Origin of the sequence: Pseudodonghicola sp. (genome assembly GCF_048268305.1) — a bacterium.
Lineage (GTDB): Bacteria > Pseudomonadota > Alphaproteobacteria > Rhodobacterales > Rhodobacteraceae > Pseudodonghicola.
Window position 1 is genome coordinate 1 of sequence record NZ_JBLWVT010000001.1, and the last position, 24917, is coordinate 24917.

Annotated in this window: 20 protein-coding genes, 1 tRNA gene and 3 pseudogenes; 18 read left to right on the plus strand and 6 right to left on the minus strand. The window is 64.8% G+C overall.

Going from position 1 to position 24917, the window contains the following annotated elements:
• Positions 1-178: 178 nt before the first annotated feature.
• Positions 179-511: pseudogene (locus ACN0V4_RS00005) on the minus strand (IS21 family transposase); the annotation flags it as partial.
• Between the two features lie 143 nt (positions 512-654).
• Here ACN0V4_RS00005 and ACN0V4_RS00010 point away from each other — a divergent pair.
• The 9 genes from ACN0V4_RS00010 to ACN0V4_RS00050 all read left to right on the plus strand — a co-directional run bounded on the left by ACN0V4_RS00010 (position 655) and on the right by ACN0V4_RS00050 (position 9349).
• Positions 655-1020, plus strand: a complete 366-nt coding sequence (locus ACN0V4_RS00010) for a hypothetical protein (protein WP_417672402.1) — start codon at positions 655-657, stop codon at positions 1018-1020.
• A gap of 7 nt (positions 1021-1027) precedes the next feature.
• Positions 1028-1723, plus strand: a complete 696-nt coding sequence (locus ACN0V4_RS00015; protein ID WP_417672404.1) for a GntR family transcriptional regulator — start codon at positions 1028-1030, stop codon at positions 1721-1723.
• A 320-nt stretch (positions 1724-2043) separates the two neighbouring features.
• Complete coding sequence (locus ACN0V4_RS00020) at positions 2044-2790, plus strand: aspartate/glutamate racemase family protein (RefSeq protein ID WP_417672406.1); 747 nt, start codon at positions 2044-2046, stop codon at positions 2788-2790.
• Complete coding sequence (hydA, locus tag ACN0V4_RS00025) at positions 2787-4184, plus strand: dihydropyrimidinase (protein WP_417672408.1); 1398 nt, start codon at positions 2787-2789, stop codon at positions 4182-4184. The genes ACN0V4_RS00020 and hydA overlap by 4 nt, the downstream gene beginning before the upstream one ends.
• Positions 4181-4945 (plus strand): aspartate/glutamate racemase family protein, encoded by a 765-nt coding sequence (locus ACN0V4_RS00030; RefSeq protein ID WP_417672410.1) that lies wholly within the window; start codon positions 4181-4183, stop codon positions 4943-4945. The genes hydA and ACN0V4_RS00030 overlap by 4 nt, the downstream gene beginning before the upstream one ends.
• Before the next feature lie 70 nt (positions 4946-5015).
• Positions 5016-6050, plus strand: a complete 1035-nt coding sequence (locus ACN0V4_RS00035) for a TRAP transporter substrate-binding protein (RefSeq protein ID WP_417672412.1) — start codon at positions 5016-5018, stop codon at positions 6048-6050.
• Positions 6051-6115: 65 nt separating this feature from the next.
• Positions 6116-6670: a TRAP transporter small permease subunit gene (locus ACN0V4_RS00040; RefSeq protein WP_417672414.1), complete on the plus strand. Its 555-nt coding sequence runs from the start codon at positions 6116-6118 to the stop codon at positions 6668-6670.
• Between the two features lie 16 nt (positions 6671-6686).
• Positions 6687-8003, plus strand: a complete 1317-nt coding sequence (locus ACN0V4_RS00045; RefSeq protein ID WP_417672416.1) for a TRAP transporter large permease — start codon at positions 6687-6689, stop codon at positions 8001-8003.
• Positions 7976-9349, plus strand: a complete 1374-nt coding sequence (locus ACN0V4_RS00050; RefSeq protein WP_417672418.1) for an amidase — start codon at positions 7976-7978, stop codon at positions 9347-9349. The genes ACN0V4_RS00045 and ACN0V4_RS00050 overlap by 28 nt, the downstream gene beginning before the upstream one ends.
• Here ACN0V4_RS00050 and ACN0V4_RS00055 read toward each other — a convergent pair.
• Positions 9336-10058 carry a hydratase gene (locus ACN0V4_RS00055; RefSeq protein ID WP_417672420.1) on the minus strand — a complete coding sequence of 241 codons (723 nt, stop codon included), beginning with the start codon at positions 10056-10058 and terminating at the stop codon, positions 9336-9338. The genes ACN0V4_RS00050 and ACN0V4_RS00055 overlap by 14 nt on opposite strands.
• Before the next feature lie 111 nt (positions 10059-10169).
• Between ACN0V4_RS00055 and ACN0V4_RS00060 the strand changes: the two are divergent.
• From ACN0V4_RS00060 to ACN0V4_RS00070, 3 genes and pseudogenes are all read left to right on the plus strand, one after another.
• Positions 10170-11221: pseudogene (locus ACN0V4_RS00060) on the plus strand (IS5 family transposase).
• A 42-nt stretch (positions 11222-11263) separates the two neighbouring features.
• A pseudogene (locus tag ACN0V4_RS00065) lies at positions 11264-11776 on the plus strand (recombinase family protein); the annotation flags it as partial.
• A gap of 85 nt (positions 11777-11861) precedes the next feature.
• Complete coding sequence (locus ACN0V4_RS00070; protein ID WP_417672422.1) at positions 11862-12323, plus strand: hypothetical protein; 462 nt, start codon at positions 11862-11864, stop codon at positions 12321-12323.
• Here the strand turns inward: ACN0V4_RS00070 and ACN0V4_RS00075 are convergent.
• A tRNA-Met gene (locus ACN0V4_RS00075) sits at positions 12309-12385 on the minus strand. The two genes, ACN0V4_RS00070 and ACN0V4_RS00075, sit on opposite strands and share 15 nt — an antisense overlap.
• A 188-nt stretch (positions 12386-12573) precedes the next feature.
• On the opposite strand from ACN0V4_RS00075, the gene ACN0V4_RS00080 reads away from it, so the two are divergent.
• Complete coding sequence (locus tag ACN0V4_RS00080) at positions 12574-14184, plus strand: hypothetical protein (protein ID WP_417672424.1); 1611 nt, start codon at positions 12574-12576, stop codon at positions 14182-14184.
• An 8-nt stretch (positions 14185-14192) separates the two neighbouring features.
• Here ACN0V4_RS00080 and ACN0V4_RS00085 read toward each other — a convergent pair whose 3' ends face one another.
• Positions 14193-15095, minus strand: a complete 903-nt coding sequence (locus ACN0V4_RS00085; protein ID WP_417672426.1) for a LysR family transcriptional regulator — start codon at positions 15093-15095, stop codon at positions 14193-14195.
• A 166-nt stretch (positions 15096-15261) separates the two neighbouring features.
• Here ACN0V4_RS00085 and ACN0V4_RS00090 point away from each other — a divergent pair, with 166 nt between their 5' ends.
• On the plus strand, positions 15262-16650 hold the full coding sequence (locus ACN0V4_RS00090) for a VOC family protein (protein WP_417672428.1): 1389 nt from the start codon (positions 15262-15264) through the stop codon (positions 16648-16650).
• Between the two features lie 35 nt (positions 16651-16685).
• Complete coding sequence (locus ACN0V4_RS00095; RefSeq protein WP_417672430.1) at positions 16686-18209, plus strand: aldehyde dehydrogenase family protein; 1524 nt, start codon at positions 16686-16688, stop codon at positions 18207-18209.
• A gap of 76 nt (positions 18210-18285) precedes the next feature.
• Here ACN0V4_RS00095 and ACN0V4_RS00100 read toward each other — a convergent pair whose 3' ends face one another.
• Together ACN0V4_RS00100 and ACN0V4_RS00105 are read right to left on the minus strand one after the other, a co-directional pair.
• A complete protein-coding gene (locus tag ACN0V4_RS00100) occupies positions 18286-19212 on the minus strand; it encodes an isocitrate lyase/PEP mutase family protein (protein ID WP_417672432.1) in 927 nt (308 codons plus the stop codon).
• Positions 19209-19883, minus strand: a complete 675-nt coding sequence (locus ACN0V4_RS00105) for a GntR family transcriptional regulator (protein WP_417672434.1) — start codon at positions 19881-19883, stop codon at positions 19209-19211. The genes ACN0V4_RS00100 and ACN0V4_RS00105 overlap by 4 nt, the downstream gene beginning before the upstream one ends.
• Positions 19884-20033: 150 nt before the next feature.
• Between ACN0V4_RS00105 and acnA the strand changes: the two genes are divergently transcribed.
• From acnA to ACN0V4_RS00120, 3 genes are read left to right on the plus strand one after another with little or no spacing between them, the layout of a single operon-like run.
• Positions 20034-22727, plus strand: a complete 2694-nt coding sequence (acnA, locus tag ACN0V4_RS00110; protein WP_417672436.1) for an aconitate hydratase AcnA — start codon at positions 20034-20036, stop codon at positions 22725-22727.
• Complete coding sequence (locus tag ACN0V4_RS00115; RefSeq protein ID WP_417672438.1) at positions 22724-24082, plus strand: dihydroorotase; 1359 nt, start codon at positions 22724-22726, stop codon at positions 24080-24082. Before acnA ends, ACN0V4_RS00115 begins: the two co-directional genes overlap by 4 nt.
• 11 nt (positions 24083-24093) lie before the next feature.
• Positions 24094-24819 carry an isochorismatase family protein gene (locus ACN0V4_RS00120; protein WP_417672440.1) on the plus strand — a complete coding sequence of 242 codons (726 nt, stop codon included), beginning with the start codon at positions 24094-24096 and terminating at the stop codon, positions 24817-24819.
• Positions 24820-24917 lie beyond the last annotated feature (98 nt).

A 24917-nucleotide genomic window follows, 5' to 3' on the forward strand; every position in this document is an offset into this window, starting at 1 on the left:
CAGCATCCGTTCCATGAGCTTGATCTTCAGCTCTTTCATCAGTCCGGCATCGCCGAGCAGATCCTCGGGACGCTCAACGCCCTTCAGCCGTTCGTCCAGGATTTCTTTCGAGATGGTCACGCATGCTTCCTTTCGATGAAGCATGGACCGGATCAGTCATACACAGAAGATCGGACACCCTCGCATGCCCGGGCGCATGGGCCAGCGGCACGAACATCTCGCGACCGCGCCGGTCATGCTCGCGAATGTAATCCTTCACGATCGTGTCGCCGCCGGTGAAACCATGCTCGTCCCGGAGTCGCTCGAACACAGGCTTGGCGGTGTGCCGCTGCTTGCGCGGGACACCGCGATCTTCTTCCAGCCAAGTGCCGATGATCTCGGTGAAACCATCCAGCTTCGGGCGCTTGATCGGCACCTTGCGCCGATAGCCGGGCGGAACCGAATACGCCAACATCTTCTGCACGCTCTCGCGCGAAATCCCGAAGTGATGCGCCGCAGCCCGCTGGCTCATCTCCTCGGCGCAGGCAAGTCGAACCCTGCGACACAAGTCCACGGTGAAAATCCTCCTGCCCGCCCTGGCGCCAGAAAGGGCAAAAGTGGACGACTTATACGCCGCCCGCAGCCGGATCATCCCCCCGCTACCGTGGACGACTATTGCTCCGCCGTTCTCACCTCACGGCGCTGACCGAGGTGAACGGTCATGCCACCGTCGTGCAAAGCCGCGCGCTGGCGATCCGGCGCATGCTCGAGGCGCGGCATAGCTGGATCTTTTCCGAGGGGGCGCCGCCGGTGAAAGGCCAGAAGATCGTGCCGCAAAGCATCAGCATCGCGATCAGCGCGCAACAGGTTCTGCCTCGGGTTGCCGGCACGCTGGCGCAGGATCTGTCCGAGGCCATGCAGGCGATTGCTCGCCGGGGTCAAGGCGGCGATGGCGCAGCGCTGAGCGCGCCTTTGCAGGCCTTCATCTTTCTATTGCCCTCGGTCCGGCTATGCGAAATGCTATGCCAAATTGAGCGATGAGCGGATGATGACCGACGAAGCCGGGCCACAGATCGAAGCGACAGCCCCGAGCGAACCCACCGCGATTGCGCAATGGGTCGCCGATGTGCTGCGCGACCGGATCGTCAAGGGCAGCTACCCGCCGGGGGCGCGTCTGGTGGAGCGCAAGATCTCCGCCGAGCTCGAGGTGTCGCGCACGCCGGTGCGCGAGGCGATCAAGCTGCTCGACGCCGACGGTCTGATCGGCATCTCCCGCAACAAGGGGGCGCAGGTTCTGCAACTCGGGCCGGAGGAGGCCCGTAAGATATTCGATGTCATCGCCGTGCTGGAAAGCCTGGCGGCAGAACGTTTCGCCGAAGCTCTCGCGCCGGAGCAGCTCGAGACGCTGGAAGAGTTGCACGACCGGATGATGGTCTTTCACAAGATCGGCAGCCACATGGATTATTTCGACACCAATTCGGAAATCCATGATTTCATCATGGAAAATTGCGGCAATCCGATCGTGATCGAGACCCATAAACGGTTGATGGCCCGGGCGCGGCGGGGCAGGTTCCTCGCCATCATGCGGCCCGAGCGGTTGATCGAAGCAGTGGCCGAGCACGAGGCGCTGATGGCGGCGCTGCGTCAGGGCGATGCCGCGGTGGTGGCGCAGATCTGGCGCGCCCATCTGCTGCATACCGGCGAAACGCTTGCCATGCTCCTCGCCCAATCCGAGCCGGCATAAGCTCTAGCCCGACCTTCTATCCTTGCGAATCACGCCGGCGCGTCATGCCCCGATTGCGTGCCGGTGAGCCGCGATCGGGCGATGCGTCTGAGTCCCCTTGATAAAATGGAATGCCATTTTTGATTTTGCAGCGCTCATGAAAGTGGCTCGGGCGCAAAAGTCCTGCCTGTTTTTTGGGTTTGTCGCAAATTGCCGCCGAAATTTTGAGAAATCCTCTCGGAAAACCACATGGTTTTGCGCCATCTAAAATGGAATTCCATTTTCTAGATGCGGACTCACGCCGGGTCAACAGAGCAGAAAGAGACAGAAAGAGCCCCCGCATGCGCCTTCTCCTTGTGAACCCGAATATGACGGTTGCGATGACCGATAGGATGGCGGCCATCGCCCGCAAACTGGCCGGAGCGCGTGCCGAGATCGTGCCGCTGACCGCCCCGCGCGGCTTCCCATATATCGCCTCACGCGCCGAGGCGCAGATCGCGGGCGGCATCGCGCTCGAAATGATCGCCGAGCACATCGACGGGATCGACGCGGTGGTGATCGCGGCCTTTGGCGATCCGGGGCTGGCGGGGGCGCGCGAGTTGTTCGATCTGCCGGTTGTCGGCATGGCCGAAGCCGCCGTAATGACCGCCGCCATGCTGGGCGAACGGTTTTCGGTCGTGACCTTCTCGCCGCTGATGACGCCGTGGTATTCCGATTGCGTCAAGGACACTGGGCTGGCCTCGCGGTTCACCGGGGTTTGCGCTCCGAAAACGCGTGCGGTGGATGTGACGCGGGCCGCGACCGACCTGCGCGGGGATCTGATCGCGCTGGCCAATCAGGCCGTGCGCGAAGACGGGGCCGATGTTGTCATTCTGGGCGGTGCGCCGCTTGCCGGGCTGGCGCCGGAAATCGCGGATGACGTTCCGGGGATTGTCATCGACCCGATTTCGGCGGCGGTGGCGCAGGCGATGACACTAGCCTCGCTCAAGGTGCAATTCGCCGGGCGGACCTGCAAACCCACCGTGAAATCCTCGGTCGGGCTGGCACCGGCGCTGGCGGATATCATTGCGACGGAGACGGTCCAGTGAGCTTCGACACGATCATCCGTGGTGCGCGCGTGGTGACCCCCGCCGGTGTGACACGCTGCGAGATCGGCATTTCCAGCGGGCGCATCGCGGCGCTTGGCCTGTCGCTCGGCGACGCCACCAAGGTCATCGAGGCCGAGGGCCTCATCGCCATGCCGGGCGGCATCGACAGTCATGTGCATATTTCCCAGCCGTCCGGACCGGGGATCGAGATGGCCGATGATTTCAGCTCCGCCACGCGGGCGGCGGTGGCCGGGGGCAACACCACGGTTCTGCCGTTCTGCCTGCCGGAAGAGGGGCAGAGCCTGCGCGATGCGGTGGCGGCGTATCATGCCAAGGCGGCGGGCCAATGTCATTGCGATGTGTCCTTTCACCTGATCGTCAAGGCGACCGACCCGATCACGCTGGGGCAGGATCTGCCGGCGCTGATCGCGGCGGGACATACGAGTCTCAAGGTCTTCATGACCTATCAGGGGCTGGCGCTCTCCGATCGCGAGATCCTCGAGGTCATGTCCGTGGCGAAAGCGCAGGGTGCTCTGGTCATGGTGCATGCCGAGAACGAAGATGCGATCGAATTTCTGCGCGACAAGGCCGAGCGCGAGGGCAACACCGACCCGCTGTTTCACGCCCGGACGCGTCCGGTGCCGGTCGAACGCGAAGCCACCCATCGCGCCATCACCCTGGCCGAGATCGTCGATGTGCCGCTGACCATCGTCCATGTGTCGAATGGTGAGAGCCTCGAGGAAATCCGACGAGGCCGGGCACGCGGCGCCAAGGTCTTTGCCGAGACCTGCCCGCAATATATCACCCTGACGGCGGAGGATCTCGACCGTGCCGGCTTTGAAGGGGCGAAATACGTCTGTTCGCCGCCACCGCGGGCAGCGTCCGATTGGCAGGCGATCTGGTCTGGCATCTGCAATGGCGATTTCGAGCTGTTCTCCTCCGATCATTGCCCTTTCCGCTTTGCCGATCCGGCGGGCAAGGATGCGCCGGGCGCGCGCAAGAGCTTTCGCAACATCCCGAACGGCATTCCCGGGGTCGAAACCCGCCTGCCGATCCTGTTCTCCGAAGGGGTGAGCAAGGGGAGGCTCTCGCTTGAGCGTTTCGCCGCGCTCACGGCGACCAATCACGCGCGTCTCTACGGGCTGAAAGACAAAGGCGCGATCATGGTCGGCATGGATGCCGATATCGTACTCTGGGACCCGGAGATGACCCGGGAGATCCGCCAGGACGATCTGCATCACGGCTCGGATTATACGCCCTGGGAAGGCTTCACTGTCCTGGGCTGGCCGGTGCGCACGATCCTGCGCGGCGAAACGGTGATGCAAGACGGCGATGTGCAGGGCGCGCCGATAGGCAGCCATATTGCGCGGAGTGCGCCGGAGGTCCTGCTATGAGTTTTCCTGTGACCGCCCCCCTGATCGATGGCGCGCGCGTCGGCATGTTGACGCCCTCGTCGAACACCGCGCTCGAACCCTATACGGCGGCGATGTTCGCACCTTTCGGTGACGAAGCTTCAGCGCATTTCGGACGGTTCCGGGTGGTGGAAATCTCCATGTCGGAAGCCTCGCAGACGCAGTTTCAGAACGCGCCGATTCTCGAGGCGGCCGAGCGTTTGGCCGAGGCGCATCCGCGCCTCATCGCCTGGAACGGCACCTCGGCCTCCTGGCTCGGGCTCGACAAGGACCGCGCGCTCTGCGCCGAGATCGAACGCGTCACCGGCGTGCCCGCCACCTCGACGATGCTGGCCTACGACCGGATTTTCAAAGGCATGAAGGTCAAGCGGCTCGGCCTCGTCACGCCCTATATCGGTGAAATTCAGGGCCGGATCATCGCCAACTATGCCGCGCAGGGGATCGAGATCGTCGCCGAGGCGCGGCTTGAGGACAAGGGCAATTATTCCTTCGCCACCTATCCGCCCGAACAGGTGGGCGCGATGATTGAACAGGTGGCCGATGCGAAGCCCGACGCGATTGCCATCGTTTGCACGAATTTCCGTGGCGCCCCGGTGGCGGAACGGATCGAAGCGGAAACGGGCATCCCGGTGCTCGATTCCATTGCTGTCACCGCTGCACATTGCATGGGTGAAATGGGGCTCGATCCCGCGCGCGTGACCGGCTGGGGCTCCGTGTTCCAGCGTTTTGCCGAGCTTGCCTAATCCCAGAATTCCCACCCACCAGACCCAACGGGCCGATCAGACCCCCCATTTCCACAGAGAGGACGACACCATGACCTTCAGCAAGACGATCTCCGCAGCGCTCGCCGCAGCCACGCTCCTGAGCGGCGCGGCCAGCGCCGAAACATTGCGCGTCATGGGACAGCCGGTGGCCACCGGCCTGATCCAGAAGAATATCGAGCAGCCGTTCTTCGAGAATTTCGCCAAGGAAACCGGGCTCGATTTCACCGCCGACTATCAGCCAGTCGATGTCACCGGGATCAAGGACACCGAACAGCTTCGCATTCTGAAGGATGGGTTGTTCGATATCGTCTCGCTGCGGCTGTCGCAGGTCTCGCGGGATGAGCCGACCATCCTCGGCCTCGATCTCGTCGGCCTGAACCCGGATTACGCGACCGGGGCGGTCACGGCCGAGAAATTCGCCCCCGTCGTCGACGCGGCATTGCAGAAGAAATTCAATACCAAGCTGCTGGGCGTCTGGCCCTTTGGCCCGCAGGTGCTGTTCTGCGAACCGGAAATCTCGTCGCTCTCGGATCTCAAGGGGCTGAAGGTCCGGGTCTATGATCAGAATCTGGCGAATTTCATTTCGATGGTCGGTGGCACGCCGGTGCCGCTGTCCTTCGCGGAGGTGCAGCAGTCGCTGGCCCGCGGCGTGGTCGATTGCGCCATCACCGGCCCGTCGTCGGCCAACTCCGCAGGCTGGCCGGAGGTGAGCAAATACATGCTGCCGATCGCGTTCCAGCTGGCGATGAACGGCTATGGCATCAATCTCGACACCTGGAACAAGCTGTCGCCGGAAGATCAGGAGAAGCTGCAGGCGGCGTTCGACAAGCTGTCGGCGGATATCTGGGCTTATTCCGAGAAGCTCTTTGTCGACGCCGTGTCCTGCAACACCGGCGGCGAGGTTTGCGAGACCGGCAAGAAATACAATCTGACCCTCGTCGAACCGTCTGAGGCCGACATGGCCCTGATCGGCACGGCCGTGACCGAGGTCTCCTTCCCGGCGTGGAAAGAAGCCTGCGACGCGGTGAATGAGGGCTGCTCGGCCTCTTGGCTCGAAACGGTCGGCACCGCCTACGATTTCTGATCGCGATAGATCGCGCCGCGTCCCCCTGGGGCGCGGCGCCCGGCGCGCATTGTTAGGAGAAACAGATGGAACGGATCGCCCAGTGGATTTCACGCCTTTTCGGCGCGGCACTGCTTTTCTTGTCGGGCTTCGTGGCGCTTGAAACGCTGCTGCGCAAACTGTTCAACACCTCGCTTCAGGGGGCCGACGAGCTGGGCGGCTATGTGCTCGCCTTCGGGGCCTCTGCCGCCTTTGTGGTCGCCCTCATCGACCGGGCCCATGTGCGCATCGATGTGCTGCATCAGAAATTTCCGCTGCGCCTCCAGGCCTGGATCGACTTTGCCGCTGTGCTGTCTCTGGGCGTCCTCGGGCTGTTTTTCCTCTATGTCGGCTGGTTCGTGATCAAGGACACGATCGCCTATAAATCCACCGCCGCGACGCCCTGGCGCACGCCGCTGATCTACCCGCAGGCGGCCTGGTATGCCGGGCTGGCCATCTTTGCGCTCTGTTCCTTCTGGCTGTCGCTGCGCGCGCTGCGCCTCGTTCTCGCCGGGCGCATCGGCGAGGTGATCCACGAATTCAATCCGAAAACCGCGGAGGAGGAGCTGGCCGAGGAACTCGACCAGCTTTCCATCCGCTGAGCGAAGGGACATCGCTATGAGCATTGTCGATATTCTTGTCGGTTTCGCCGTGATGATGGGGCTTTTGCTCGTCGGATTTCCGGTGGCCGTGGTCATGGTGACGCTGGGCGTGCTCGGCGGGATGATCCTCTACGGATCGGTGCTGCTCAAGTCCATGGGGCCGGTGCTGTGGGGGGTGTCGAACGAGAACGTTCTGACTGCGATCCCGTTGTTCATCCTCCTGGGCGAGCTCTTGCTGCGCTCGGGGCTGGCGGATCGGATGTATGGTGCATTGGCGCTATGGCTGGGGCGCCTTCCGGGCGGGCTGCTGCATACCAATATCGGCGCCTGTTCGCTGTTCGCCGCGACCTCGGGTTCGTCGGTGGCGACGGCGGCGACCGTAGGCACCGTGGCGCTGCCGGCGCTGGGAGAGCGCGGCTATGCCCCGTCCCGCTCGCTGGGCTCGCTTGCCGCGGGGGGCACGCTCGGAATTCTGATCCCGCCCTCGGTGAACCTGCTGATCTATGGCTCGCTCGCCTCGGTCTCCGTCGGGCAGCTCTTCATGGCAGGCATCCTGCCGGGCATTCTGCTCACCCTGCTCTTCATGGCCTTCGTCATCGCAGAGAGCCTCTATCGACGTTCCAAGGGATTGCCCGATGCCTCGAAGGTCGAAGAAAAACTTCCGCTCGGAGACCGTCTGCGCGCTCTGGTCCACCTCATTCCCGCGGCGTTGGTCTTTGCCATCGTGATGGGCTCGATCTATCTCGGCATCGCAACCCCGACCGAGAGCGCGGCGCTCGCCGTCATCGTCGCACTGATCTTCGTCTGGCGCGAAGGGCGTCTGACCTTTGCCTTCCTCGATACCTGCTTTCGGCAGACCGCAAAGACGACGGGGATGATCCTGCTGATCATCACGGCGGCCTTCACGCTCAATGTCACGCTGGCGCTTGGCGGGATCACCGGGGTGATTTCCAACTGGGTGGCCGGGCTCGGCCTTGGCCCCACGGGGCTCTTGCTGGCACTGATGGTCTTCTATGTCGTGTTGGGCATGTTCATGGACGTGCTGTCGATGCAGGTGCTGACCATCCCGATCGTCGTGCCGATCATCATGGCCGCCGGGATCGATCCGGTCTGGTTCGGCATTTTCGTCGTGCTGATGAGCGAGCTGGGGATGATCACTCCGCCGGTCGGGATGAACCTCTATGTGGTGCAGGGCGTGCGCACCGATGGCGGTCCGTTTTCCGATGTGGTGCGCGGTGCGGTGCCCTATGCGGGGCTGATGCTACTGTTCACCCTGTTGCTGATCGCCGTGCCGGGGATCGCGACATGGCTGCCGGAAAGCGTCATGCGATGATCTGGCAGGCCGATTGCACAACGCTCCTAGAGATGTTCGCGGCGGGGCGGACCACCCCAAGCGCGCTTGTCGAGGTCCTGCTGGCGCGGATCGCCACGCTGGACCCGGTGCTGAATGCCTATTCCGCCCTGTCCGATACCCTGCGCGCCGGGGCGGAGGCGGCCACGAAGCGTTGGGCGATAGCGACACCCCTCGGGCCGCTGGATGGCCTGCCGCTGATCTTCAAGGATAATCTCGTGAGTGCGGGATTACCCGCCGCCTGGGGCAATGCGACCTTGGCGAGACGTATTGCGCCCCATGACGAGCGCCCGGTCGCGGCACTGCGCGACAGGGGCGCTCTGGTGATCGGCAAGGGCAATACGCCCGAATTCGCGGTTGAGGGCTATACCGACAATCTCACCTTCGGGGTGACGCGAAACCCGTTTGACCCGGCCCTGACGCCGGGGGGCTCCTCCGGCGGTGTGGTCGCGGCGATTGCTGCCGGGCTTGCCCCTGCCGGGCTCGGAACCGATGGCGGCGGCTCGATCCGTCGCCCGTCGGGCTACACCGGGCTGGTCGGTCTTAAACCCAGCATCGGACATGTGCCGCGCGGTGGCGGGCTGGCGCAGGTGCTTCTCGATTTCGAAGTCGTGGGTCCCATTGCCCGCTCGGTCCGTGATTTGCGGCTGCTGGATTGGGCGCTGTCGGGGCCGGCCAGCGCGGCGTCCTTGGTTCAACCGGCACGCATCCTCGCCATAGCGACCTTGGACGATGCGCCTTGCGATCCCGAGATCCGCGCGGCTTTCGCACAGACCGTGCGGGCGCTGCGAGCTGAAGGGCATGAGGTGGAGGAAGGCCCGCTGCCCTATGACCTCTCCGCCCTCAATGTCGGCTGGACCAGGATCGCGGAAATCGGTTTGGCGCGATATTTCCGCGACGATCCCGAGGTCGGGAAAGCCGCCGCGCCGAAATACCGGGACATGGCCGCGCGCGGAGCGGAGGCCTCGGCCACCGATCTTGCTGCCATCCTTCAGGCGATCTACGCCTTGCGCGAGGCCGCCGCCGAGCTTTGGGGATACGATGCGATCTTGATGCCCAGTTCCGCCGCACACCCCTGGCCCGCCAGCGACAGCCACCCGCCAGAGATTGACGGCCAGCACGTCGGCCCGCGCGGCCATGCGGTCTATACCGGCTGGGTGAATGCGGCGGGGCTGCCCGCCGTGGCCTTCCCGGCGGCGCGGGAACAGGGGCTGCCGATCGGCATGCAGCTCATCGGCCCAGCAGGCGCGGAGCGGCGCTTGCTCGATCTGGCAGAGCCCGTGGTGGCGCCGTTCCGCTGGCCGGAGCTCGCGCTTACGTCAGGCTGAGCGCGACGCGACCAAGCCCCTCGATCTCGCCCGTGATCTCCGTGCCCGGTCCGAAATAGGGCAGGCCGCAGATCGAGCCGGTGATGACGATCTGTCCGACTTGCAAGCCGTCACAGTGGGTTCCGAGATGTGCCACCAGCAGGCCGAGATTGGCCAGTGCCGAGCCGCCCGGCACCGTGGTCTTGCCGTCGAGCACAGTGGCCCCATTGGCCAAAAGCCGGGCGTTCAATGCGCCGAAATCGGAGCCGTCCCAACTGGACAGCTCATCGCCTTTGACCAGCCCGGCGTTGATCTGAAAATCCGCGAATTTATAATCGGGATCATCCGCCAGAGCGCCTTCGATCCGGGTGTCGACAAGCTCCAGCGCGACACAGGGGCGGAGATAGTTTTGAATATCTTCCGGCAAGTGACCACCGGGCAGGGGGCGCAGAAGCTCGAACCCGACTTCCAGCTCGATCCCGAGCCGGTCCCGGACGACGCGGCTGCCGTGGTTTGCCACACGGTAACGCGCCGGGATCGGGGCGATGATCGGCGGGCCGTCGGGCTGATGCCCTACCTTGAACCCTGCGACATCGCCCAAGGCAGCCATGACCCTTGACTGGATGTCGAGGATTTCGCTGCGCGACAGGGCACGCTTGGTCGGGACGAAACGAGACCCGGTTTCGTGAGCCCGAAGAAAATCTGTGCTCAGGTCCTGAGGATTGATCATTGCTCATCTCCAAGATGCATGTGAATTCCTATCTGGTACCTCAGCATGGCTCTGTTGCACAAACCCCATGAAGGGATTCATGTCGTGAATCCAGTGTGGTAGCTGGCCGGCATGAGCAGACCGACGCCCCGGACCTACAAGACCAGGAACTGGCCAACCTACAATGAAGCGCTTAGGCGCCGGGGCTCGCTGACGATCCGTTGGCCGATAGGCGATTGCCCGCAATCGCCGTAAGGCTGGTTTGACCCCGAGATGACGTGGGATGCCGCGCCGAAAGGCCGGCGTGGCCGCCAGCAGACCTACAGCTACGCCGCCATCCAGATGTGCCTTTCAATGAAGGTCTTGTTCGGCATGGCGCTCCGGCAAACGACTGGTTTCGTCGAAAGCCTGCTGAAGTTGGTCGGCCTCGACTGGGCGGTGCCGGATTTCAGCACGCTGTCCCGGTGCCAAAAGACCCTTGCCGTGAACATCCCGTGTCGCGGCTCGCGGGGCCCGTTGCACCTGCTGATCGACACTGAGCCATGGAGCCGCCACTGGTCCGAGGCCCATGGCGAAGGGCATCAAGGTCGAGGGCGAAGGCGAATGGCATGCCTGCAAGCATGGTGGCCCCAAACGGCGCGTCTGGCGCAAGCTCCACCTCGGGATCGACGAGCAAACACTGGAGGTTCGGGCCGTCGAGATCACCGGGAGCCATATCGGTGATGCGCCGGTCCTGCCCGACCTTCTCAGCCAGATTCCGGAAGACCAAGAGATCGGTAGCGTTATGGCAGACGGTGCCTGCGACGCCCGCAAGTGCCACGACGCCATCGCCGAGCGCGGCGCCCATGCCGTCATCCCGCCCCGCAAGAACGCGCGAAGCCTTGGAAGACCGTCACCGCCGGGGCGGTTGCAAGAAACGAAGCCCTGCGCGCCTCAAAATACCTCGGTTGGGCACTATGGCGACCCCTCTCGGCAGCATCCTGCGGATGCGCCTGCCGGGCAGTGGATGGGGCGGTTATCACCGTCGAAGTCGCGTCGAAACCAAGATGCACTGCGTGAAACTTCTGGGGCCGCGCCTCATGGCGCGGGACTTCGATTGCCAGGTCGCTGAACTTCAGGTCCGCATCGCCGTCATGAACGGCTACACCGCGCTCGGCATACCCCTCACAGAGGCCGTGGTATAGGTCTGCCCGGGGAAAAGGGGAGCCTCGGCTATCAGCCGATTTGTGCAACAGAGCCATGCCGAAGGCATCCGCAGCCCCGGCGCGGGCAGCGGCCAATGGAGCTTCTCAACTATTTCCGGGAACCCCAAGCGGGGCACCGGCATTCTGAACAACGAACTCTACCTTGGCCGCCGGGTCTGGAACCGACAGCGCTTCATCAAGGACCCGGAGACAGGAAAGCGCCAGGCACGGCCCAACCCGCCGGAGGCCTGGGTCATCGAGGAGGTGCCAGAGCTGGGCCTCGTGGACGAATCTCTTTGGCACCGGGTGAAGCAGCGCCAGAACGCCGTGCGAGAGGAGATGAACCCAGCAGGTGTAAAGGATGCTGACCTTCGACCGGAACGAGGGCGGCGCCCGACCTACCTGCTTTCCGGTTTGATCAAGTGCGGATGTTGCGGGGCAAGCTACACGCTCATCAACAAGACCCGGTACGGATGCTCCGCTGTTCGCAACAAGGGTGACGCCATTTGCACCAACCGCGCGACAATCACCCGCCATGCCGTGGAGGAGCGTGTGCTCCGCGGCTTGCAGGACCGCCTTCTTCACCCAGACCTTCTGGACGTATTCGTGAAAGAGGACCAGCTTGCCTGGAATGCGGCACATGTCGGTACGCGAGCCGCGCGCCAAGGCCGGACGGGACCTCGCCGAGGTCGAAAAGAGGATCGCGGGCATTCTCGCGGCTATCCAAGATGGCATGTACCATTCCTTGATGAAGGCGAAGATGGAAGAGTTGGAGGACCGCAAGCGGCACCTCGAAGCCTGCGTTGCCGAGGAGCCCGAGCCGGCGATTATCCGGATGCACCCGAGCCTCACCGCTCTCTACCGCCAGAAGATCGGCGATCTGGCTTCCGCCCTCTCGGACCCCGCGGTGCGGGTCCAGGCCGCCGGGGCGATGCGCGGGCTGATCTCCGAGATCCGGATGATCCCTGTGGTCGACGCACCGAACGGCCATCAGATCGACCTGCGCGGCGATCTGGCTGGCATTCTGGCATTGGGGGAGGCGGAAACGACAAAGCCCTCGCCAGAGCGAGGGCCTTGTCTATTGTTTTGGTTGCGGGAGTAGGATTTGAACCTACGACCTTCAGGTTATGAGCCTGACGAGCTACCGGGCTGCTCCATCCCGCGTCAATGAGGCTTACCTAATGAAGTCGGCTGGGAAGCTCAAGGGCAATCGGCTGTTTTTTTCAGCTTTTTGTCATTTTCTCGTTACGTGACCTTTCGGGCCTGCGCGCGATGGCTGTGGGCTGTTCTTTGCGGGCGGTTGGCGGCAGACTGCGGAGCGAACCGACAGCAGGAAAGCTCCGGAGTTGAGTGTGAATTTTACCGTACCGGCAGAGGGTTGGCCGATCTACCGCGAGGCGCCGCCCTATATTCATCTGAGTTGGACCGAGGGGCGCGCGGCGGTGCGCGGGCAATCGGTCTGTGATCTGGGCCGGCCGGTGCCGTCTGGCCCGGGACAGCCGGCGGAAGGGGTCTATGCCCATTGGTCCTGGGACGGGGAGACGCTCGAGGCCGGGGTCGATCCCCTGGGGTTCTACAGTCTCTTTCTCTACCAGAAGGGGGGGGAGGTGGCGCTGTCGCCCTCGATCCTGCAGCTGATCGCCGAAGGGGCCGATCCGGAGCTGGACGAACGGGCCTTGGCGGTCTTCTACCGGTTGGGGATGTTCGTCAACGATGACACGCCGTTTCGCCATATCAAGGTGCTGCCAGCGGGCGGGGTGTTCCGCTGGCGCGAGGGGCAGGCAGAACAGCCGCGGGATCGCAGCTTCATTCCGCCGGTGCAGCAGATCAGCCGCGCCGAGGCGGTCGAGGGAATCATCACCCTCGCCCGGGACAGCGTCGGGCGCATCCTGGCGGACTGGGATCGGCCGGTGCTGCTGCCGCTGAGCGGCGGGCGCGATTCGCGGCATATCCTGCTGGCGATGGATCATCTGGGACAAAGGCCGGAAGTCTGCGTCAGTTTCCAGAACGCGGCGATGCGCTCGGATCCGGATGCGCGCTCGGCCCGGGCGCTCTGCGAAAGGATGGGCGTGGCGCATAAGATCCTGGGCAAGCCGCGGGTGCGGCCGCAGGATCTGCTGCGGTGTCAGGTGCTCAACAGCCTCTGCTCGGACGAGCATATGCAGATGCTGGCGCTGCACGATTTCCTGTTCGGCGGCCCCTGGGCGGTGCTGGACGGGATCGCCGGCGATATCCTGACCAATCCCGACGACGATGCCGAAGGCCATATGCGCCATGCGGAACGCGGCGATTATGCCGCCATCGCCCGCGACATGATGGACGGGCACGGGCGGGTGATCTCGAAACCCGGGCATCCGGACGGGCCGGGCGGCCGCTATGCCCCCGGCCGGCGTGACGAGGCGATCGCCTATGTCGGCGCGTGCATCGCGCGCTATGGCGAGGCCGCCGATCCCTATCAGGCCTATTGGTTCTGGAATCGCACCCGGCGCGAGATCGGCTTTGTCTCGACCGCCATCTTCGGCCCGGCGCAGGCGGTCTTCTGCCCCTTCCTGGCGCCGGACTATGTGCGGTTCGGCCTGTCCTTGCCCTATGCGGTGACCCGCGACCAGCAATTGCACAACGAGGCGCTGGCCAAGGCCTATCCCGCCTATGCCGATGTGCCCTTTGCCGAGGGGTTCCCGCCGGTCTACGGCTCTGGCAGCGCGGCTTTAAAGCTCGAGATGGTGGTGAAGGGTGTCGCCATGCTGTTGCGGTTGAAGCCGCAGCATCCGCTGGCCGAGGCGCTGGGCTATATCCGCGGCGATGCCGTGCTGCGCCGTCGCCCGGGCGAGGTGCTGCAGCTGCATCACCTGATCCTCTCCGGCCTTGATGCCGAGCTGGCGCGTGATCTGCTGCAACTCGGGCCGCAATACGCGAACTACGGGCGGCGGGACGAGGTGCTGGACAGCTTTACCCCGGGCTGAGACGACCCTCAGCCGGCCAGGGGACGGAACCGGACCTGGCTGATCAGCCAGTCGCTGAAGTCCTTCACCTCCTCCGAGCGGCCCTCGGGGGTGACGATGTAATAGGCCATGTCGGTCGAGTGGGGGATGTCGATCGCGATCTTCAATTCGCCGCGCTCCAGCTCCTTTTCGATCAGATAGCGCGGCAGCAGGGCGCAGCCCAGCCCGCTCCGGACCGCCTCGATGCTGAGCGAGAATTGGTCGAACCAGTGCCCGGCGCTGGCGTCGGGCAGATCCATTCCCTGTCGCGCGAACCATTCGGACCAGAGCTGTGGCCGCTCCGATAGCTGGATCTTCGGCAGATCGATCAGCGCCTTCGGCCCGGTCACCGGGACGTCGCGCAGCGCGCCGCCGAGCACCGGCAGCACGATTTCGCTGCACAGATAGGTGCAGGTGCCGCCGGGCCAGACCGGCTGGCCGTAGTGGATGGCAAGATCGCATTGCCGTTCGGCGAAATCGAAAATCCCGAGCGTGGTGGTCAGATCCATGCGCAGCTCGGGATGTCGCGTCAGATAGTCGGGCAGGCGCGGCATCAGCCAGCGGGTGGCGAAGGTCGGCAGGGCGTTGACCGCCAGCACGGTTTCGCCTGCCTCTCCAGCGGTGGCGTGGCGCATGGTGCTTTCGGCCATCTGCAGAAGCCGCTGCGCTTCGGGCAACAGTTCGCGCCCGGCACGGGTCAGCACCACCCGACCGGGCAGACGTTCGAACAATGGCTTGCGGACCTGCTGCTCCAGCTCGCGAATTTGCCGGCTGACGGCGCTCTGGGTCAGCGACAGCTCTTCTCCGGCGCGGGTGAAATTGCCGTGGCGGGCGGCGCATTCGAAGGTTTGCAGCACCTTGAGGTCGGGCAGGAAGCGGCGTTGCAGGATCATGATTTTGCCTTTGCGGTCTGGTCGGGACGCATCATGCGTCGGGCTGGGGTGAACGGCAAGTTGCCATGCGAAAACGGAATGGGGGCAGTTCCAACCATCGTTAGGGGGCGAGATGTGCAAAGGGCTAGGCTGCGCGCGAAGTCGAACCATCACAGGAAATCCCGAGATGACCGAAACGCTGATCGGCGCCGATGCGGTCCGCACGCTGTTTTCGCGTGCGATGTCCGTCATGTACCGCGATGAGGTTCCCGCCTATGGCACCCTGCTGGAGCTGGTGCGGCAGGTGAACGACGCGACCCTCGCCGCCCATCCGGCAGAGCGGGCGCGGCTTGAGGCCTTGGGTGAGTTGGGTCGGATTTCCGAGGAACGCCACGGCGCCATTCGCCTGGGCACCGCCGCCGAACTGGCGACGATGCGGCGGCTGTTCGCGGTGATGGGCATGTATCCGGTGGGCTATTACGATCTGAGCGTTGCCGGTGTTCCGGTGCATTCCACCGCCTTTCGGCCGCTGGAAGACGAGGCGCTGCGGGCGAATCCCTTCCGCGTCTTCACCTCGCTGTTGCGGCTCGATCTGATCGAGGATGAAGCCCTGCGGGACGAGGCGGCGGCGGTGCTGGCGGGCCGGCAGATCTTTACCCCCGGTTGTCTTGCCCTGATCGAAAGGTGCGAGGCGCAGGGCGGTCTGGATCAGGCTGACGCCGAGGCTTTCGTCGCCGAGGCGCTGGAAACCTTCCGCTGGCATGCCGAGGCCAATGTCAGCCATGCGCTTTATCGCCGTCTGCATGACGCGCATCGGCTGGTCGCCGATGTGGTGGCCTTCAAGGGGCCGCATATCAACCATCTGACTCCGCGCACGCTGGACATTGACGCGGTGCAACGAATGATGCCGGAAAAGGGCATCGCCCCCAAGGCCGTGGTCGAGGGTCCGCCGTCGCGCGCAGTGCCGATCCTGTTGCGCCAGACCTCGTTCAAGGCGTTGGAGGAGCCGGTGGATTTCATCGCCGACGGCACCAATGAACCGGGCCGCCATACCGCCCGGTTCGGTGAGATCGAGCAGCGCGGCATGGCGCTGACGCCGAAGGGGCAGGCGCTTTATGACCGGCTGCTGGCCGAAACCCGCGCGGTGATCACGCCGAAGCCCGACGGGTCGAACGCCGCCGCCTATATGGCCAAGCTGGAGGAGGTCTTTGCCACCTTCCCCGATGATCTCGACACCCTCCGGCGCGAGGGGCTGGGTTATTTCCGTTACAGCCCGACCGGCAAGCCGGCGCGGGCGGTGGATCTGGCGCGTGACGCGGATGCGCTGGTCGCGGCTGGCATCCTGCGCGCCGACCCGATCGTTTACGAGGATTTCCTGCCGGTCAGCGCCGCCGGCATCTTCCAGTCGAATCTGGGGGACGATGCGGCCCAGGCCTTTGTCGCCACCCCGAATCGCGACTTGTTCGAAACCGCGCTCGGCGCAAGGGTGATCGACCTGCACCAGCGCTATGCCGAGGCCGAGGCCGCATCGCTCGCCCGCGCGCGGGCCGAACTTGGCCGCACCGTAGCGGCGTGATTTCCGCGTCCACCGACACTGAAAGGACTATACAGATGCAAAGCAAATCCCTCGCGGCGGTGACCGCCGAAACCATGGCTACCTGCGGCGTGACCGCATCGCTTGACGCCGCCGGCGGTCTTGCGGTGACCTCTCCGGTGACCGCCGAGGTGGTTGCCACCCTCGCCACCCATAGCGCCGCCGAAGCCGAGGCGATGGTCGCCAAGGCCGACGCCGCCTTCCGCAAGTGGCGGCTGATTCCCGCCCCGCGCCGGGGCGAGCTGGTCCGTCTCTTCGCCGAGGAGCTGCGCAAGTCTAAGGAAGACCTTGGTCGCATGGTGTCGATCGAGGCCGGCAAGTCGCCTTCGGAAGGGCAGGGTGAAGTGCAGGAGATGATCGACATCTGCGATTTCGCCGTCGGCCTGTCGCGTCAGCTTTACGGTCTGACCATCGCCACCGAGCGCCCCGGCCACCGGATGATGGAAACCTGGCATCCGCTGGGTGTCGTAGGCATCATCACCGCCTTCAACTTTCCCTGTGCCCCCTGGTGCTGGAATGCCGCGCTGGCGCTGGTCTGTGGCGATCCGGTGATCTGGAAGCCTTCGGAAAAGACCCCGCTGACGGCGCTGGCCGTGCAGGCGGTGCTGGATCGCGCCCTGGCCCGCTTCGGCGCCGACGCCCCCGAGGGGCTGAGCCAGGTTCTGGTCGGTGGCCCCGAGCTGGGCGAGGTGCTGGTCGACAGCCCCAAGGTCGCGCTGATCTCGGCCACCGGCTCGACCCGCATGGGGCGGATCGTCGGGCCGAAGGTCGCGGCGCGCTTCGGTCGCTGCATCCTGGAGCTTGGCGGCAACAATGCCGGCATCGTCTGCCCCTCGGCGGATCTGGACATGACGCTGCGCGCCGTGGCCTTCGGCGCCATGGGCACCGCCGGTCAGCGCTGCACCACCATGCGTCGGCTCTTCGTGCATGAAGCCGTCTATGACCAGATGGTTCCGGCGCTGAAGAAGGCCTATGCCAGCGTGACCGTGGGCAATCCGCTGGAAACCGCCGCGCTGGTCGGTCCGCTGATCGACAAGGTGGCCTATGACAGCATGCTGGTCGCCCTGGACGAGGCCAAGGCGCTGGGCGGCACCGTGCACGGGGGCGAGCGCGCCTCTGACGTGTCGAACTCGGCCTATTACGTGCATCCCGCGCTGGTCGAGATGCCGGAACAGGCGGGCCCGGTGCTGCGCGAAACCTTCGCGCCGATCCTCTATGTCATGAAGTACAGCGACTTCGACGAGGTGCTGGAGCTGCATAACGCCGTCGGCGGCGGGCTGTCGTCGTCGATCTTCACCACCGACCTGCGCGAGATGGAGACCTTCCTGTCGGCGCGCGGGTCCGACTGCGGCATCGCCAACGTCAATATCGGCACCTCGGGCGCTGAGATCGGCGGCGCCTTCGGTGGCGAGAAGGAGACCGGCGGCGGGCGCGAAAGCGGGTCGGATGCCTGGCGCGCCTATATGCGCCGCGCCACCAACACGATCAACTATTCGAAAGAGCTGCCGCTCGCCCAGGGTGTGGTCTTCGACATCGACTGATCGCGGATCGACAAGACGTGAAAAAGGCCGGTCCCCCCAAGGGGGCCGGCCTTGCTGTTTCCGGAAAGGGGCTGGATCAGGCCTCGACCCCGCAGAGGTCGTTGTACGTCAGTTCCATCTGCCGGATCTCGGGCTGGCCCATCAGCGCCCAGATGTCGTCGATGCTGGCCAGCAGGTCGGGCCGGTGGACGATTTCGCCGCTGGGGATCGATTCCTTCAGGATCGACAGGGCGTTCTCCATCGCCATGATGGCGGCGGCGGGCAGCAGGCGGGGCAGGGTGACCCGTTTCACCCCGATCTCGGCCAGCCGCGCCAGCGGGATCAGCGGCGTGGTGGGGCGGTTGCGGATGCCGAAACCCATGTTGACCGAGACCGGCACCGGCACCGCATCGACCAGCGCCTTGATCTGATCCTCCCCGCCGATGGCATCGGCAAAGATCATGTCGGCGCCGGCCTTGGCGTAAAGCCTGGCGCGGCGAATGGCGCCCTCCAGCCCTTCCAGCGCGATGGCGTCGGTGCGGGCGAGCACGACGAAATCGTCATCCTTGCGCGCGTCGCAGGCGGCCTCGATCTTGCGGGCCATCTCGCGCGCGTCGATCACGTCCTTGCCGGCCATATGGCCGCAGCGTTTCGGGCTGACCTGATCTTCGATATTGATGCCGGCGACGCCGGCTTCCTCGAACCGCTGGGTGGTGTGATAGACGGTGACCGGGTTGCCATAGCCGGTATCGGCATCCGCCATGACCGGGATCGAGACGGATCGCGCGATCATCCGGCAGGCGTCGACATTGTCGGTCAGCCCCATGATGCCGACATCCGGCACGCCCAGCCGCGAATTCGACAGGCCGGCGCCAGTGGTGCAGGCGGTCTTGAAGCCCATCTTCTCGACCAGCCGCACGCTATAGCCGTCGAACACGCCCGGCGAGACGATCATGTCCTCGGCGGCGATCAGTTCGCGCATGCGGCGGGTGGGGCGGGTGAGCGCAGGGGATTGGCTGGTCATGAGGGTTCCTTTTCCGTCAGCGGGATCTGGGCGGCCTGGTCGGCGGCCAGCAGATCCTCCAGCGATTGGGTTGCGCGCACGATATGCGCGCGCATCAGCGATTCAGCGAGATCGGCATCTCGCGCCCGCATGGCGCGCAGAATCTGCCAATGTTCGGAATAGGCGTTCGACCGGCGGCCGGGGATATCACCCGAGCGCGCCCGATAGAGCCGCAGGAGATAATACAGCTCGTCACACAGCAGGGCGCGGATGCGGTCGTTGCCACAGCCCCGGGCGATGGCGACGTGAACGTCCAGCACCTCTTCGCTGGTGCGGCTCTGGCGGCTGTGGGAGAAATCCTCAAGCAGCGCATCGAGCGCCTCGTCGCTCATGTTCAGCGTGGCGAGCCGCACCGACATGCCTTCGACAGCCTCGCGCAGCTGGAAGATCTGGATGATGTCTGAGGCCGAGAGTTCGACGACGCGGGCCTTGAGATAGGGTTCCTTGACCACCAGTCCGCGGCCTTCGAATTGCTTGATCGCCTCGCGCACCGGCCCGCGGCTGACGTTGAACCGGCTGGCCAGCGCCGCCTCGTTGATAGTGCCGCCAAGCGGCATTTCCCCCGACACCAGAAGATCGAAAATCTTGTCGAAGACCTGGTTCACCAGCGTCTTGCTCTCGGTCTCCGCCATCTGATCTCCGTGTCAACACTTCTGGGGTTTATCGGTCTATGTCTTATGATTATCCGAAGAATTCACCTGTTTCAAGTCTGAATAGTGATAAAGTGTTGACACTTTGGCGATGCTATGCGATTTCGGCTCCGACAGGAAGGATAGGCTGCCGTGACATCGGACAAAAAAAGCCCCGAAGTGTTGGAGTTCGATCTGCCGGCGGGCGGGGGTGCTCGCTGTGTCGATCTTAAGGCGCTCATGGCGGGGCGCGACAAGCCTTTGCCCGCCTGTCTGAAAATTGTTCTGGAGAATGTCGCGCGGCAGGTGTTGGCGCGGCGGGCGACGCCCGAGGATGCGGCGCGGATCGCCGGCTGGACCCCGGCCTCCGGGCCGATCTCGGTCGCGCTCGAGGTGTCGCGGCTGGTGCTGCCCGATTCCAGTGGCCTGCCGGTGCTGATGGATCTGGCCGCGGCGATGGATGCGGCGCAGGCCGCAGGTGTCTCCCCGTCGGTGGTGGAGCCGCAGGTGCCGGTGACCCTGGTGGTCGATCATTCGCTGATCGTCGATGTTGCCGGTCACCCCAATGCCCAAGTCCGCAATATCGCCGAGGAATATCGCCGCAACGCCGAGCGATATGGCTTTTTCAAATGGGCGCAGCAGGCCTTCGACAATCTGCGCGTGGTGCCGCCGGGCGCCGGGATCATTCACCAAATTCATCTGGAAAAGCTGGCAAAGCTGGTCGACCGGGTGACGGTGCCGGGGCAGGGGGTTCTGGTCGCGCCGGAATTCGTGCTGGGGTGCGACAGCCACACGCCGATGGTCAACGGGCTTGGGCTGCTGGCCTGGGGTGTTGGCGGCATTGATGGCGAGGCGGCGGCGCTGGGGCAACGCCATGTGGCGCGCATCCCGCGCTGCGTCGGGGTCCGGTTGATCGGCCGGCTGCCGGCCGGGGCCACCACCACCGATCTGGTGCTCACCGTGACCGAGCGGTTGCGACAGGTCGGTGTGGTGGGAGATTTCGTCGAATTCTTCGGTGCCGGCGTCGCCGGGTTGTCGGTGCCCGATCGCGCCACGATTGCGAACATGGCGCCGGAATATGGCGCCACCATCGGCTATTTCCCGATCGACGCCCGCAGCATTGATTATCTGCGCCAGTCCGGCCGGGACGCGGCGCATGTCGATCTGGTCGAGGCCTATGCTCGCGCCGCCGGCCTGTTCGTCGAGGATCACGACATCGCGGCGGAGTATTCCGAGGTGGTGGAGATCGACCTGTCCCGGGTGGGTCCCAGTCTTGCCGGCCCCAAGCGGCCGCAGGACCGGGTGGCGCTGGCCGAGGTCAAAACCGCCTTCCACGCCGCGCTGACGGCGCCCGCCGGGGTACGCGGTTTCGGTCTGGAACCCGCCGATCTGGACCGCGCCGCCGTCATCGAGGGGGCGGAGGCGCCGCTTCGCCATGGTGCCATCCTGCTGGCGGCGATCACCTCCTGCACCAATACGTCGAACCCGGCGGTGATGCTGGGGGCCGGGCTGCTGGCGCGCAACGCGGTGGCGCGCGGGCTCAGCGTGCCGGGGTGGATCAAGACCTCGCTGGCGCCGGGGTCGCGGCTGGTCGGGGATTATCTGCGGCGCACCGGGCTGATGGAGCCGCTGGAGGCGCTGGGATTCCACATCGTCGGTTATGGCTGCACCACCTGTTCCGGCAAGTCCGGCCCGATCCGCGAGGACGTCGCCCGGGCGGTGGCCAATGCCGATCTGGTGGCGGTCTCGGTCCTGTCGGGCAATCGCAACTTCGAGGGGCGCATTCACCGCGCCTGCCGCGCCAATTACCTGGCCTCGCCGCCCCTGGTGATCGCCTTCGCGCTGGCCGGGCGGATCGACATCGACCTTGAGGTCGAACCCTTGGGGCATGGTGCCGATGGCGCCCCGGTCTTCCTGCGCGATATCTGGCCGGACGCCGACGAACTGGCCGCCCTTCTGCGCGAGACCCAGCAGCCGGAGAATTATCGCGCCAGCTATGCCCGGCTCTTCGATGGGGCTGAGTTGTGGCAAAAGCTCGAGGCACCGGTGGGGCCGCGGTTCCGCTGGGATCCGGGCTCGACCTATGTCTGTCCGCCGCCCTTCTTCCGCATCGACAACCCGCCGCTGCCGGACCGGCTGGAAGGGGTTCGGGTGCTGCTGAAGACCGGTGATTCCCTGACCACCGATCACATCACCCCGAGCGGCGAGATCTCTGCCGACAGCCTTGCCGGGCGCTATCTGATCGACCAGGGGGTGGCGCCGCGCGACTTCAATGCGGTGACCCAGCGGCGCGGCAATCACGAGTTCATGGCGCGGATCACCTTTGGCAACCAGAGGCTCAAGAACGATCTGGTGCCGGGCGTCGAAGGCGGGGTGACCCGCATGACCTCGGACACCGAGGCGATGCCGATCTTCGAGGCGGCAAGCCGCTATCGCGTCGCCGGCACGCCGCTGATGGTGCTGGCCGGGCGCGACTACGGCATGGGTTCCAGTCGCGACTGGGCGGCCAAGGGGCCGAAGCTCTTGGGCGTGCGGGTGGTGCTGGCCGAGGGGTTTGAACGAATTCACCGGTCGAACCTGATCGGCATGGGCATCCTGCCGCTGATCTTCGCCACAGGCGAGGGGGCCGCGGCGCTGGGGCTCGACGGGTTCGAGACCTTCGGCTTTGCCAATCTGCACGCCGCCGTCACCCGGGGCGCGCCTGTTATCGTCACCGCCAAGCCCCCGTCGGGGCCGGCGCGTCAATTCGAAGCCTTCGCCGATATCGCCAGCGACGCCGAACGCGAACTGCTGCTGTCGGGGGGCATGTTCGCAACCCTGTTGGACAAGTTGGAGACCGCCGCATGAGCTATGATCTGATCCTACAGAACGGAGAGATTGTCTTTCCCGGCACCGGCGTGCGGCGCGGCTCCGTCGCGGTGCGGGATGGCCGGATCGTCGCGATCCTGGCGCCGGGTGAAACGGCTGCGGCCACAAGGGTGATCGACTGCACCGACCGTTTCGTGATGCCCGGGCTGATCGACCCGCACACCCATATCGGTTTCGGCGCCAAGGAAGAGGATTGGTTCACCGAAAGCCGTACCGCCGCATTGGGCGGGGTGACCGGGCTGTTTTCGTTCTGGCGCAGCGATGATCTGGGCGCCAGCACCGACCCCTGGCGCGCGGCGGCCGAGGCGCGATCGGCCATCGACTTCGGCTTTCATTTCGGTGTCACCGCCCGCCGCCATGTCGAGGAGCTGCCCGAGCTGGCTCACCGCTTCGGCGTTACCTCGGTCAAGGTCTATCTGATGTACAAGGGCGCCACCGGCGCCGCCAAGGGGTTTACCGAGGTCGACGACGCGCTGCTGTTCCGTGCGCTGCAGGCGGGGGCGAAGATCAAGGGCGGCGTGGTCGGCGTGCATTGCGAGAATACCGAGGTCATCCCCGTCTTCCGCGAGCCGCTGAAGGCCGCCGGGCGCAATGATCTGCCGGTCTGGGACGAGCAATCCCCGGGCTTTCTGGAAACCGAGAACATCTTTCGCGTCGCCTATTTCGGCGAAAAGGCCGAGTGTCCGGTGAATATCGTCCATATGTCCTCGGCCGAAAGTCTCGATCTGGTGCGGCGCCTGCGCCATCCTGGTCGCGCGCCCATTCATGTCGAGACCTGCGCCCATTACCTGTCGCTCAGCCGTGACAGCGAGATCGGCGTCGTCGGCAAGGTGAACCCGCCGCTGCGCAGCCAGGCCGATATCGACGGGCTGTGGGAGGGGGTGCGCGCCGGCGATATCGCGACCATCGGGTCGGATCACGTGCCGCGCAAGCTGGCGACCAAGGGAGACGACATCTGGACCGCCTCGGCGGGGTTCCCGGGCATTGCCCAGATCCTGCCGGTGCTGCTCGAGGAGGGCTGGCGCAAGCGCGGCGTGCCGATCGAGACCCTGGCGGCGGCGACCTCGAAGAATGTGGCCGATCTCTATTCGGTGGCGAACAAGGGGCGGATTGCGCCGGGCTATGACGCCGATCTGGTCGTCGTCGATCCCGAGGCCGAAACCCGCGTGGCGGCCGCCGACTATCCGTCGCATTCCGATTATTCGCCCTACGAAGGCATGACCTTCCGTGGCGCCATCACCCATACCATCCTGCGCGGCCAGCTGCTGGTCGAAAACGGCGCCCTGGCCGAAGACCTCGGCGCGCCGGGCCAGTACATGCACCGCGCCTGCTGAAAGGACTGATCATGAGCGAACGTATCTGGGACAAGTTCCTGACCGAGCACGACAAGAAGATTTTCCAGCTTGCCGGCTATGGCAAGCGCGGCGGGTTCGGCAAGCGGCCGGCGCTGTTCATCATTGACGTGCAGTACAACTTCACCGGCGACACGCCGGGCGAAACCCATGAAGAGGGGCTGAAGACATATCGCACCCATTGTGGCGAGGCAGGCTGGAAGGCAGTGCCGCATATCGAACGGCTGCTGAAGCTGGCGCGGGAAAAGAACCTGCCGGTGTTCTACACCGTCTCGGAACGTCGGCCCGACATGATCGACAGCGGCGTCCAGGTCGGCAAGAGCCACCGCGGCACCGAAAAGACCTCGACCGCGGGCAGCCACGCGACTCAGACGGTCGCGCCGCTGGCACCGCAACCGCAGGACATCCTGATCGGCAAGCGCAAGCCCTCGGCCTTCTTCGGCACGATCTTCATGAGCCATCTCAACTTCCTCGATGTCGACACTTTGATCATGACCGGCTGCACCACCTCGGGTTGCCTCAGGGCGACGACGGTGGATGCCTATTCCTTCAACTTCAAGGTGGTCATCCCCGAGGAGACGGCCTTTGACCGGTTCGAGGCGAGCCATGCGATCAACCTCTTCGATCTGAACTGCAAATATGCCGACGTCATCCCGACCGAGGAGGTTGCGGCCTATCTCGAAGGGCTCGACTCGCGGCCGGCCGAAGGCTGGGCGTAATCGCGGCCAATCTGCTAAATGTTGACACTATATAGCGTCACCTGTGAAGATTTGGGCATTTTGCGGATATTTATGCGGATTTCGGCGAGATTCTGATC